Consider the following 12628-nt stretch of genomic DNA (forward strand, 5'->3'; position numbering starts at 1 on the left):
TTGCACGGCGTCACACTTTGCGACGTCACAGCAATATAGTCCATAAGATTAGCGAATACGGCCTGACGGTTTTCAGCCCAGATATCTACTGTTTCACCATGAATGATTTTTAGCATGGAGTAACAGTATGGCAATTGCGATTGGCCTCGATTTTGGCAGTGATTCAGTACGCGCCCTGGCGGTAGAGTGCGCGACCGGCGAAGAGCTCGCCGCAAGCGTCGAGTGGTATCCGCGCTGGCAGGAGGGGCTATTTTGCGATGGTCCGAACAACCAATTCCGCCATCATCCACGCGACTATATCGAATCAATGGAAGCCGCGCTGAAAAGCGTCCTCGCATCCCTTAGCGCCGAACAGCGCGCTGCCGTGGTGGGTATCGGCGTTGACAGCACCGGCTCCACCCCCGCGCCCATCGACGCCGACGGCAACGTGCTGGCGCTGCGCGACGAATTCGCCAGCAACCCCAACGCCATGTTCGTGCTGTGGAAGGACCATACCGCGGTGGAGGAGGCGGAGGCGATTACCCGCCTGTGCCACCAGCCGGGCAAAGAGGATTACTCCCGCTATATCGGCGGTATCTACTCCAGCGAATGGTTCTGGGCCAAGATCCTCCACGTGACCCGCCAGGACAGCGCCGTCGCCGAGGCCGCCGCGTCGTGGATTGAGCTGTGCGACTGGGTGCCGGCCCTGCTTTCCGGGACCACCCGCCCGCAGGATATTCGTCGCGGCCGCTGCAGCGCCGGGCACAAATCCCTGTGGCATGAAAGCTGGGGCGGACTGCCGCCTGCCGGTTTCTTCGATGAACTCGACCCGATAATCAACCAGAGCCTGGCCTACCCGATGTTCAGCGATACCTGGACTGCGGATATCCCGGTCGGCACGCTCACCGCCGAATGGGCCGCGCGCCTGGGCCTGCCGCAAACCGTCGCCATCTCCGGCGGCGCATTCGACTGCCATATGGGCGCCGTCGGCGCCGGTGCGCAGCCAAACGCGCTGGTCAAAGTTATCGGCACCTCCACCTGCGACATTCTGATCGCCGATAAACAGAGCGTTGGCGAGCGCACGGTGAAAGGGATTTGCGGCCAGGTCGACGGCAGCGTCGTGCCTGACTTTATCGGTATGGAAGCGGGGCAATCCGCTTTTGGCGACATCTACGCCTGGTTTGGCCGCATTCTCGGCTGGCCGCTGGAGCAGCTGGCGCAGTCCCACCCGGAACTCAAAGAGCAGATCAAAGCCAGCCAGAAACAGCTGCTGCCCGCGCTGACCGACGCATGGGCAAAAAATCCGTCTCTTGACCACCTGCCGGTGGTGCTGGACTGGTTTAACGGCCGCCGTACGCCGAATGCCAACCAGCGTCTGAAAGGGGTCATTACCGATCTGAACCTCGCCACCGACGCCCCGGCGCTGTTCGGCGGACTGATTGCCGCCACCGCTTTTGGCGCCCGCGCCATTATGGAGTGCTTCACCGAACAGGGGATCCCGGTCAATAACGTGATGGCGCTCGGCGGCATCGCGCGCAAAAACCCGGTGATCATGCAGGCCTGCTGCGATGTGCTGAATCGCCCGCTGCAAATCGTCGCGTCCGATCAGTGCTGCGCCCTGGGCGCGGCTATCTTCGCCGCCGTTGCCGCCGGCGTATACCGCGATATCCCTGCCGCACAGGAAAACATGGCCAGCCAGGTGGAAAGTACCCTGCAGCCTCGTCCGGCGCAGGCGCAACGCTTCGAACAACTCTATCAGCGCTACCAGCAGTGGTCGCTCAGCGCGGAACAACGTTATCTCCCTTCGACTGCAAAAGCGGAATCCGCGCCGCAATCTCAGGCAGCCCTCACCCATTAAGGACATGAAAATGACGATTTTTAATAACTATGAAGTGTGGTTCGTTATCGGTAGCCAGCATCTGTACGGCCCTGAAGCGCTACGTCAGGTGACAAAGCACGCAGAACATGTGGTGAACAGCCTGAATGCGGAAGCCAAACTGCCGTGCAAACTGGTGCTTAAGCCGCTGGGTACCACGCCGGATGAGATCACCCATATCTGCCGCGACGCAAACTACGATGATAAGTGCGCCGGGATGGTGGTGTGGCTGCATACCTTCTCGCCGGCGAAAATGTGGATCAATGGCCTCACGATCCTGAATAAACCGCTGATGCAGTTCCATACCCAGTTCAACGCGGCCCTGCCGTGGGACAGCATCGATATGGACTTTATGAACCTGAACCAGACCGCCCACGGCGGCCGCGAATTTGGCTTCATCGGCGCCCGCATGCGTCAGCAGCACAGCGTGGTGACCGGCCACTGGCAGGATAAAGAAGCCCATCAGCGCATCGGCGCGTGGATGCGCCAGGCGGTCTCTAAACAGGATACCCGCCACCTGAAAGTGTGCCGTTTCGGCGATAACATGCGCGAAGTGGCGGTCACCGACGGGGATAAAGTCGCCGCGCAGATTAAGTTTGGCTTCTCGGTTAACACCTGGGCGGTGGGCGATCTGGTGCAGGTCGTCAATGCGGTCACCGACGGTGAAATCAGCGCCCTGGTGGATGAGTACGAAAGCAGCTATCGCCTGACCCCCGCGGTGCAAATCCACGGCGATAAGCGGCAGAACCTTCTCGATGCCGCGCGCATTGAGCTGGGGATGAAGCGCTTCCTGGAACAGGGCGGCTTCCACGCGTTCACCACCACCTTTGAAGATTTACACGGCCTGAAACAGCTTCCGGGTCTCGCCGTGCAGCGTCTGATGCAGCAGGGCTACGGCTTTGCGGGCGAAGGCGACTGGAAAACCGCCGCTCTGCTTCGCATCATGAAGGTGATGGCAACTGGTCTGCAGGGCGGCACCTCCTTTATGGAGGATTACACCTACCACTTCGAGAAAGGCAACGATCTGGCGCTGGGCTCGCATATGCTGGAAGTCTGCCCGACCATCGCCACCGCTGAAAAACCGATTCTCGACGTGCAGCCGCTGGGCATCGGCGGGAAAGCCGATCCGGCGCGCATCATCTTTAACACCCAGACCGGCCCGGCGATCGTCGCCAGCCTGATCGATCTCGGCGATCGCTATCGTCTGCTGGTGAACACCATTGAAACGGTGAAAACGCCGCACGAACTGCCGAAGCTGCCGGTGGCCAACGCCTTGTGGAAAGCGCATCCGGATCTGCGCACCGCGTCCGAAGCCTGGATCATCGCTGGCGGCGCGCACCACACCGTCTTCAGCCATGCGCTCACCCTCGACGATATGCGCCAGTTTGCTGAGCTGCAGGATATCGAGCTGACCGTAATTGATAACGAAACCCGTCTGCCCTCCTTCAAGGACGCGCTGCGCTGGAACGAAGTGTATTACGGTTCAAAACGCTAAGGGGCCGCCCCCTCACCCTCTCCCTGAGGGTGCGGGTGAGGGGAACTGACTCGCCAGCAATTCGGAGCACAGTATGTTAGAAGATCTCAAACGCCAGGTTCTCGAAGCCAACCTGGCCCTGCCAAAGCACAATCTGGTTACCCTCACCTGGGGCAACGTCAGCGCCGTCGACCGTGAACGGGGCGTGCTGGTGATTAAACCCTCCGGCGTCGACTACAGCGTCATGACCGCCGAGGATATGGTGGTGGTCAGCCTGGAAACCGGCGACGTGGTGGAAGGCAAGAAAAAGCCCTCGTCGGATACGCCAACCCACCGTCTGCTGTATCAGGCATTCCCGACGCTGGGCGGCATTGTTCATACCCATTCGCGTCACGCCACCATCTGGGCGCAGGCCGGACAGTCGATTCCCGCTACCGGCACCACCCACGCCGACTATTTCTACGGCGCGGTCCCCTGTACCCGGCTGATGACCGACGATGAGATCAACGGCGAGTACGAGTGGCAAACCGGCGAAGTGATCGTTGAAGCCTTCCGTGAAAAAGGTATCGATCCGGCGCAAATGCCCGGCGTGCTGGTGCACTCGCACGGCCCGTTTGCCTGGGGGAAAAACGCCGAAGACGCGGTGCATAACGCTATCGTGCTGGAAGAGATCGCCTATATGGGCATCTTCTGCCGCCAGCTGGCGCCGCAGCTGCCGGAGATGCAGCAAACGCTGCTGGATAAACACTATCTGCGCAAGCACGGCGCGAAAGCCTATTACGGGCAGTAACGCCGCAGCATTCCCGGCTCGCGCTGCGCTTAGCCGGGCTACAGGCTGGTAGCCCGGCTAAGTCCGGGAAACAGCGCGCCACACCTGTATAAAACCCCAGCATCATTCGGTGAACCAGGCTATAATCAGGCCTGGTTTTTACTGATGAGAGCACGGCGTGACGCAGCCACGAGCAGGTTTTTTACTCACCCGTCACTGGCGGGATACCCCGCAGGGCACCGAACTGACATTCTGGCTGGCGACCGATGACGGCCCGCTTGAGGTCACCCTGCCGCCGCAGGAATCCGTCGCGTTCATTCCCGAATCGCAGCGCCCGCAGGCTGAACGCCTGCTGCAGGGCGAAAACGGCCATCGCCTTGCTGCGCTCACTCTGCAAGATTTTCATCGCCAGCGGGTGTTTGGTCTCTACTGCCGCGCTCACCGCCAGCTGATGCGGCTGGAAAAAAAGCTGCGCGAAAACGGCGTCACGGTATATGAAGGCGACGTTCGCCCGCCGGAGCGCTATCTGATGGAGCGCTTTATCACCGCCCCGGTGTGGGTTGAAGGCGAGGCGCGAGGCCAGCGGCTGGTCAACGCGCGGATGAAGCCCAATCCCCACTACCGGCCGCCCCTAAAGTGGGTGTCGCTGGACATCGAAACCAGCCGCCACGGCGAGCTCTACTGCATCGGCCTTGAAGGCTGCGGCCAGCGGGTCGTCTATATGTTAGGGCCGGAACCGGCCACCCCGCCTGCCGTCGATTTCGAACTGGAGTACGTCGCCAGCCGCCCGCTGCTGCTGGAAAAGCTTAACGCCTGGTTTGCCGCCCACGACCCGGACGTGCTGATCGGCTGGAACGTGGTGCAGTTTGATTTACGCGTCCTGCAAAAGCACGCCGAGCGCTATCGCATCCCGCTGCTGCTCGGCCGCGGCAACAGCGAACTGGAGTGGCGCGAACACGGTTTTAAGAATGGCGTCTTCTTTGCTCAGGCCAACGGCCGCCTGATTATCGATGGCATAGAGGCGCTGAAATCCGCGTTCTGGAACTTCTCCTCTTTTGCGCTGGAGTCGGTCGCCCGCGAGCTGCTCGGCGAGGGCAAAGCCATTGATAATCCCTGGGATCGGATGGATGAAATCGATCGCCGCTTTCACCAGGATAAACCGGCGCTGGCCACCTATAACCTACAGGACTGCGAGCTGGTCACGCGCATCTTCCACAAAACCGAGATCATGCCGTTTTTGCTGGAGCGCGCGACGGTCAACGGCCTGCCTGCGGATCGCCACGGCGGTTCGGTCGCCGCCTTCAGCCATCTCTATTTCCCGCGCATGCACCGGCTCGGCTACGTCGCGCCGAACCTCGGTGAAGTGCCGCCGCAGGCCAGCCCCGGCGGCTACGTGATGGACTCCCGCCCCGGCCTCTACGACTCGGTGCTGGTGCTGGACTACAAAAGCCTGTACCCGTCGATTATCCGCACCTTTCTGATCGACCCGGTGGGACTTGTGGAAGGTCTGGCGCAGCCCGATGACGCTCACAGCACCGAAGGCTTTCTCGGCGCGCGCTTCTCGCGAGAAAAACACTGCCTGCCGGGGATCGTCGGGCAAATCTGGCACGGGCGCGACGAGGCCAAGCAGCATAAAAACAAACCGCTGTCGCAGGCGCTGAAGATCATTATGAACGCCTTCTACGGCGTGCTCGGTACCAGCGCCTGCCGCTTTTTCGATCCGCGTCTGGCCTCATCCATCACCATGCGCGGCCACGCGATTATGCGCCAGACCAAAGCGCTGATTGAATCCCAGGGCTATGACGTTATCTACGGCGATACCGACTCCACCTTCGTGTGGCTCAAGCGGTCCCACAGCGAAGAGGAAGCCAGCAGCATCGGCCGCTCGCTGGTGGCCTTTGTCAACGAATGGTGGGCGGCGGAGCTGAGCAAAGAGGGGCTTGTCAGCACCCTCGAGCTGGAGTTCGAAACCCACTTCTGCCGCTTTCTCATGCCCACCATTCGCGGCGCGGATACCGGCAGTAAAAAGCGCTACGCCGGGATGATTCAGGAAGGCAGCGAGCAGCGCATGGTGTTTAAAGGGCTGGAGACGGTACGCACCGACTGGACGCCGCTGGCCCAGCAGTTTCAGCAGGAGCTTTATCTGCGCATTTTCCGCCATCAGCCCTATCGCGATTACGTGCGCGAAACCATTGATAAGCTGATGAACGGCGAGCTTGACGATCGGCTGGTCTACCGCAAGCGCCTGCGCCGTCCGCTGGCGGAGTATCAGCGCAACGTGCCGCCGCACGTGCGCGCGGCCAGGCTCGCTGATGAGCAAAACGTCAGGCTGGGCAGGCCGCAGCAGTATCAGCAGCGCGGCAGCATTAAATACGTCTGGACCACCGGCGGGCCGGAGCCGGTGGATTATCAGCAATCACCGCTGGATTATGAACACTATCTTTCTAAGCAATTAGAGCCTGTCGCCGAAGGAATACTTCCCTTTGTCGACGACGATTTTGCTACAATAGTGACGGGGCAGCTGGGGCTATTTTGATTTTTTCTCACTCATTCCGCTGGCGCAAAAGCCGCAAAATGAAGGGTGAGGAGGACGTGACGAACGTTCCGCCATCCAGTAATATAGCGCCCTTTCCATTCCTGGACCCAATTTTGACGTATCTCCGATTCTCCATGGAGATGCTCAACTATTGCCTGCAATCAAAGAACTAAAGAGCCGAACATATATGCCTTTTACACTTGGTCAACGCTGGATTAGCGACACAGAGAGCGAACTGGGATTAGGGACGGTCGTTGCGCTGGACGCGCGCATGGTGACCCTGCTTTTCCCCGCCATCGGCGAAAACCGTCTGTACGCACGCAACGACTCCCCAATCACCCGCGTGATGTTTAACCCGGGCGATACCATCACCAGCCACGAAGGCTGGCAACTCCAGGTTGACGAAGTTAATGAAGAGAACGGTCTGCTGGCCTACACCGGCACCCGCCTCGATACCCAGGAAGCCAACGTTACCCTGCGTGAAGTGCTCCTCGACAGCAAGCTGGTCTTCAGCAAACCGCAGGACCGTCTGTTCGCCGGACAGATCGACCGTATGGATCGTTTCGCCCTGCGCTATCGCGCGCGTAAATTCCAGAGCGAACAGTACCGCATGCCGTGGAGCGGCCTGCGCGGCCAGCGCACCAGCCTGATCCCGCATCAGCTGAATATCGCCCACGACGTTGGCCGCCGCCACGCGCCGCGCGTCCTGCTGGCGGATGAAGTAGGTTTAGGTAAAACCATTGAAGCCGGGATGATCCTGCATCAGCAGCTGCTCTCCGGCGCCGCGGAACGCGTCCTGATCGTCGTCCCGGAAACCCTGCAGCACCAGTGGCTGGTGGAAATGCTGCGCCGCTTTAACCTGCGCTTCTCGCTGTTTGACGATGAGCGTTATGCCGAAGCGCAGCACGACGCGATTAACCCGTTCGAAACCGAACAGCTGGTGATCTGTTCGCTGGATTTCGTGCGCCGCAGCAAGCAGCGCCTGGAACACCTGTGCGAAGCCGAATGGGATCTGATGGTCGTTGATGAAGCGCACCACCTGGTCTGGAGCGAAGACGCCCCGAGCCGGGAATATCAGGCGATTGAACAGCTGGCCGAATGCGTGCCGGGCATTCTGCTGCTCACCGCGACGCCGGAGCAGCTGGGAATGGAGAGCCACTTCGCCCGCCTGCGCCTGCTCGACCCCAACCGTTTCCACGACTTCGCCCAGTTTGTTGAAGAGCAGCAGAACTACCGTCCGGTTGCCGACGCGGTCGCCCTGCTGCTGGCCGGTAATAAGCTGAGCGACGCCGATCTGAACGCGCTGAGCGATCTGATCGGCGAACAGGATATTGAACCATTATTGCAGGCGGCCAACAGCGATCGCGATGATGCCCAGGCCGCTCGTCAGGAGCTGGTGTCGATGCTGATGGACCGCCACGGCACCAGCCGCGTGCTGTTCCGCAACACCCGTAACGGCGTCAAAGGTTTCCCGAAACGCGAGCTGCATACGATTCGTCTGCCGCTGCCGACCCAGTACCAGACGGCCATTAAGGTTTCCGGCATTATGGGCGCCCGCAAAACCGCCGAAGAGCGCGCCCGCGACATGCTCTATCCGGAGCAGATTTATCAGGAATTTGAAGGCGATACCGGCACCTGGTGGAACTTCGATCCGCGCGTTGAATGGCTGATGGGCCATCTCACCAGCCACCGCTCGCAGAAAGTACTGGTCATCTGCGCCAAAGCGGCCACCGCGCTGCAGCTGGAGCAGGTCCTGCGCGAGCGCGAAGGCATTCGCGCCGCGGTGTTCCACGAAGGGATGTCGATTATCGAACGCGACCGCGCCGCCGCCTGGTTCGCCGAGGAAGATACCGGCGCTCAGGTGCTGCTGTGTTCTGAGATCGGCTCTGAAGGCCGCAACTTCCAGTTCGCCAGCAATCTGGTGATGTTCGACCTGCCGTTCAACCCGGATCTGCTGGAGCAGCGTATCGGCCGTCTTGACCGTATCGGCCAGGCTCACGATATTCAGATCCACGTTCCCTATCTGGAAAGAACCGCTCAGTCGGTGCTGGTGCGCTGGTATCACGAAGGCCTGGACGCGTTCGAGCACACCTGCCCGACCGGCCGTACCGTCTACGACAGCGTGCATAACGAACTGATCAACTATCTTGCCACCCCGGAAAATACCGACGGCTTTGACGACCTGATCAAAGCCTGCCGCCAGCAGCATGAAGCGCTGAAAGCGCAGCTGGAACAGGGCCGCGACCGTCTGCTGGAGATCCACTCCAACGGCGGAGAAAAAGCCCAGCAGCTTGCGGAAAGCATTGAAGAACAGGATGACGACACCAGCCTGATCGCCTTCTCCATGAACCTGTTTGATATCGTCGGCATCAACCAGGACGATCGCGGTGAGAATCTGATTGTCCTGACCCCCTCCGACCATATGCTGGTCCCGGATTTCCCGGGCCTGCCGGAAGATGGCTGCACCATTACCTTTGAGCGTGACGTCGCCCTGTCCCGCGAAGACGCGCAGTTCATCACCTGGGAGCATCCGTTGATTATCAACGGTCTGGATCTGATCCTCTCCGGCGATACCGGCAGCAGCACCATTTCGCTGCTGAAGAATAAAGCGCTGCCGGTAGGTACTCTGCTGCTGGAGCTGATTTACGTCGTTGAAGCGCAGGCGCCGAAGCATCTGCAGCTCAACCGCTTCCTGCCGCCGACGCCGGTGCGCATGCTGCTCGACAAAAACGGCAACAACCTCGCCGGTCAGGTGGAGTTCGAAAGCTTCAACCGTCAGCTGAGCGCGGTTAACCGCCACACCGGCAGCAAGCTGGTCAACGCCGTCCAGCAGGACGTCCACGCGATTTTACAGCAGGGCGAAGGCCAGGTAGCCAAAGCGGCCCAGGCGCTGATCGACGCCGCGCGTAAAGAAGCCGACGATAAACTGACGGCCGAGCTGTCGCGCCTTGAAGCGCTGCGCGCCGTGAACCCGAACATCCGCGATGATGAACTGGCGGCTATCGAGAGCAACCGTCAGCAGGTTATGGACGCGCTGGCGCAGGCGGGCTGGCGCCTGGATGCGCTGCGCTTAATCGTGGTCACCCACCAGTAACGGAACGCGAATATGGCGATGGAAAACTACAATCCGCCGCAGGATCCCTGGCTGGTTATTCTCTACCAGGATGAGCACATTATGGTGGTCAACAAGCCAAGCGGCCTGTTGTCCGTGCCGGGCCGACTTGCCGAGCACAAAGACAGCGTGATGGCGCGCGTTCAGCGCGACTTCCCGCAGGCCGAGTCGGTGCACCGGCTGGATATGGCGACCAGCGGCGTGATTGTGGTGGCCCTGACCAAAGCGGCAGAGCGCGAGCTGAAGCGGCAGTTCCGCGAACGGGAGCCGAAAAAGCAGTACGTCGCCCGCGTCTGGGGGCATCCGGAGAAAACCGAGGGTCTGGTGGATTTACCGCTGATTTGCGACTGGCCGAACCGGCCAAAGCAGAAGGTGTGTTACGAAACCGGCAAAGCGGCACAAACCGAGTATGAAGTGCTGGAGTTGGCGGTGGACAACACCGCCCGCGTGCGCCTGAAGCCGATTACCGGGCGTTCGCATCAGCTGCGCGTGCATATGCTGGCGCTGGGCCATCCGATTCTTGGCGACCGCTTTTATGCGTCGCCGGAAGCGCTGGCCATGGCGCCTCGTCTGCTGCTGCACGCCGAAACGCTGACCATCACCCACCCCGCTTTCGGTAATACGATGACGTTTCGCGCGCCGATCGACTTCTGACCGTACCTCTCTGTCCCGGGTCGTGCCGCCAGCGGCTCACCCGGGCTACTCCTCGCTCATCAATGCCGCGGAAAACGGGCGTCAGTCGCGGGCAAACCACGCATCAATCATCTGCTCAACGCGGGCCACAACCTGCCCGGTGTCATGACGGCGGCTGCGCGCGCAGGCGTGCGCGGGCTCGTCGCACAGCAGGCAGCGGCGCTGGTTCTCCCCCATTGACTGACGGCCAACCAGGCCATTTTTCGGGCAAATGACGTCAATATCCCACAGGCGGCCCAGCGGATGGGTATGCTCAAGATCGGTACAGAAGGCTTTGATTTCACTGGCGGCGTGATCGACGCACCACAGCGCTTCCGGCCCGGTCGGCAGCCACAGCACCTGGCGATCCAGCGTCTGCCAGCGGTGTTTCCACAGCATCTGATCGCAGGCCTGCAGCGCCACCCCCATCATATTACGGTAGCGAATGCTGTCTTTCACCGCGCCCGGCGTCACCAGGGTCAGCGAAATCACCGGCCGCTGATAATGGGCTAACCAGTCGGCCTGGCGCGCGGCGCGCTGCTCTTTCGCCGCCAGCAGCGCTTCCATGCTTACGCCCTCACGGGCGAGAGTATCCACTGACATTTGTTTCTCTCCTCACTTAATAAAAGGCAGCGGACAGGCTGCCGTCGCAGTCGCGAATAATGGCGCTGATTGTATCGCTAAACGATCCCTGTTTTGGAGACGGGGCGCAGATATTTTCTGCGCCATTTAGCACGAAAAAGCAGACTTAGCGGTTATAAAAAAGTTAAATCAGGCCAGAAAGTGACTGAGGAACAGCAGACCCAGCGAAACATTAATCGCGCCGCCGATCCGGGTTGCGATCTGCGCGAACGGCATCAGGTTCATGCGATTGCCGGAGGTCAGAATCGCCACGTCGCCGGTACCGCCCTGACCGCTCTGGCAGCAGGAGACAATCGCCACGTCAATCGGGTACATGCCAATCTTTTTGCCGACCAGGAAACCGGTCGCCACCAGCGCCGTTACGGTGCTGATAATCACCAGCAAATTGGTCACGGTAAAGGCGTTGACCAGCTCCTGCCACGGAGTGATCGCCACGCCGACGGCAAACAGGATCGGATAGGTGACCGCCGTGCGGAAGAACTTATACACCATCTGCGACCCCTCCTGCAGGCGCGGGGAGACGCCGTTCACCAGCTTCAGCAGCACCGCGAGGAACAGCATGCCCACCGGCGCGGGCAGGCCGATGGTCTTCTGCCCCAGCATACCCAGCATATAGAGCAGCACCGCCAGCAGCGCGCCGGAGGCCAGCGTTGTCACGTCCATTTTGCCCTCGACGAGCGTTTCGCGATGCGTCTCGTTGCGGCGGTTCGGCATCAGCTGCCCCTCACCGGTCAAATGCGGGAAACGCTTGCCCAGCTGGTTCAAACAGCCGGAGATAACGATCGCCGTCAGGCTGCCCAGCATCACCATCGGCAGCACGCGCCCAAGCGCCACGCCCTGATCCATATGCATCAGCGCGGCGTAACCAATCGACAGCGGGATCGCCCCCTCGCCGACGCCACCGGCCATGATCGGCAGGACGATAAAGAAGAACACCTGAAACGGCTCCAGCCCCAGCGCAGTACCGACGCCGACGCCGACCACCATGCCGACGATTTCGCCGCACAGCATCGGGAAGAAAATCCGCAGAAAGCCCTGAATCAGCGTGGTGCGGTTCATGCTCATAATGCTGCCGACGATAATGCAGCAGATATAAAGATAAAGAATGTTGGTCGACTTATAGAATTTAGTGGTCGATTCCACCACCACCTCCGGCAGCAGGCCGTAATGCACCAGCGCTGAAGGGATAAAGGTCGCGCAGATGGCCGCCGCGCCGAGCTTGCCGAGTACCGGCAGCCGTTTACCGAATTCGCCGCAGGCAAAGCCGAAAAAGGCCAGCGTCGCTACCATCACGACGATATCGCTCGGCAGCTTGCCGCCCAGGCAGTCCAGCGCGATCAGGCCACCGGCCAGCAAAAAGAGCGGCAGCGGGATAATACCGACTTTCCAGTTATCGAGGATATGCCACCAGCGCTGCTTAAGCGCGGCTTTCGGCGTATTAATAGGGTCGATGGTTGCAGAGAATGCATTGTCTGTGGTGCTCATAATTAAGCCCTCTGGTTATTATTACTTTTCAGGTTAGAGGGCCACGCGCGGAGTTAATGTGAGGATCGGCAGATTAAAAAAGA

8 protein-coding genes are annotated in these 12628 nt (G+C 60.4%); 6 read left to right on the forward strand and 2 right to left on the reverse strand.

From position 1 onward, the window contains the following. Positions 1-127 precede the first annotated feature (127 nt). The 6 genes from araB to rluA all read left to right on the forward strand — a co-directional run bounded on the left by araB (position 128) and on the right by rluA (position 10400). On the forward strand, positions 128-1837 hold the full coding sequence (gene araB / locus ABLU96_RS02745; RefSeq protein ID WP_064377742.1) for a ribulokinase: 1710 nt from the start codon (positions 128-130) through the stop codon (positions 1835-1837). Between the two features lie 10 nt (positions 1838-1847). Next, the gene (araA, locus tag ABLU96_RS02750) at positions 1848-3350 is read left to right on the forward strand and encodes an L-arabinose isomerase (protein ID WP_014837391.1); all 1503 of its coding nucleotides are present in this window, start codon (positions 1848-1850) and stop codon (positions 3348-3350) included. Positions 3351-3423: 73 nt separating this feature from the next. Further along, on the forward strand, positions 3424-4119 hold the full coding sequence (araD, locus tag ABLU96_RS02755; RefSeq protein WP_064377741.1) for an L-ribulose-5-phosphate 4-epimerase: 696 nt from the start codon (positions 3424-3426) through the stop codon (positions 4117-4119). Positions 4120-4276: 157 nt separating this feature from the next. Beyond that, positions 4277-6634: a DNA polymerase II gene (gene polB, locus ABLU96_RS02760; protein ID WP_032747938.1), complete on the forward strand. Its 2358-nt coding sequence runs from the start codon at positions 4277-4279 to the stop codon at positions 6632-6634. Between the two features lie 187 nt (positions 6635-6821). Then, positions 6822-9728 carry an RNA polymerase-associated protein RapA gene (gene rapA / locus ABLU96_RS02765; protein ID WP_025106476.1) on the forward strand — a complete coding sequence of 969 codons (2907 nt, stop codon included), beginning with the start codon at positions 6822-6824 and terminating at the stop codon, positions 9726-9728. Positions 9729-9740: 12 nt separating this feature from the next. Further along, positions 9741-10400 (forward strand): bifunctional tRNA pseudouridine(32) synthase/23S rRNA pseudouridine(746) synthase RluA, encoded by a 660-nt coding sequence (rluA, locus tag ABLU96_RS02770; RefSeq protein ID WP_014837390.1) that lies wholly within the window; start codon positions 9741-9743, stop codon positions 10398-10400. A gap of 81 nt (positions 10401-10481) precedes the next feature. Here the strand turns inward: rluA and citX are convergent, their stop codons facing one another. Next, the gene (gene citX / locus ABLU96_RS02775) at positions 10482-11021 is read right to left on the reverse strand and encodes a citrate lyase holo-[acyl-carrier protein] synthase (RefSeq protein WP_004098536.1); all 540 of its coding nucleotides are present in this window, start codon (positions 11019-11021) and stop codon (positions 10482-10484) included. Positions 11022-11189: 168 nt separating this feature from the next. Continuing rightward, entirely contained in the window at positions 11190-12545 is a 1356-nt protein-coding gene (locus tag ABLU96_RS02780; protein WP_064358602.1) for a 2-hydroxycarboxylate transporter family protein, read from the reverse strand. Positions 12546-12628 lie beyond the last annotated feature (83 nt).

This window comes from Klebsiella sp. CN_Kp106 (genome assembly GCF_040064575.1).
Classification (GTDB): Bacteria; Pseudomonadota; Gammaproteobacteria; order Enterobacterales; family Enterobacteriaceae; genus Klebsiella; species Klebsiella michiganensis.

What these genes read in the sequence shown, in the direction of transcription:
- araB (WP_064377742.1), top strand. Translation starts at nt 128, where the DNA reads ATGGCAATTGCGATTGGCCTCGATTTTGGCAGTGATTCAGTACGCGCC.
- araA (WP_014837391.1), top strand. Translation starts at nt 1,848, where the DNA reads ATGACGATTTTTAATAACTATGAAGTGTGGTTCGTTATCGGTAGCCAG.
- araD (WP_064377741.1), top strand. Translation starts at nt 3,424, where the DNA reads ATGTTAGAAGATCTCAAACGCCAGGTTCTCGAAGCCAACCTGGCCCTG.
- rapA (WP_025106476.1), top strand. Translation starts at nt 6,822, where the DNA reads ATGCCTTTTACACTTGGTCAACGCTGGATTAGCGACACAGAGAGCGAA.
- rluA (WP_014837390.1), top strand. Translation starts at nt 9,741, where the DNA reads ATGGCGATGGAAAACTACAATCCGCCGCAGGATCCCTGGCTGGTTATT.
- citX (WP_004098536.1), bottom strand. Translation starts at nt 11,021, where the DNA reads ATGTCAGTGGATACTCTCGCCCGTGAGGGCGTAAGCATGGAAGCGCTG.
- ABLU96_RS02780 (WP_064358602.1), bottom strand. Translation starts at nt 12,545, where the DNA reads ATGAGCACCACAGACAATGCATTCTCTGCAACCATCGACCCTATTAAT.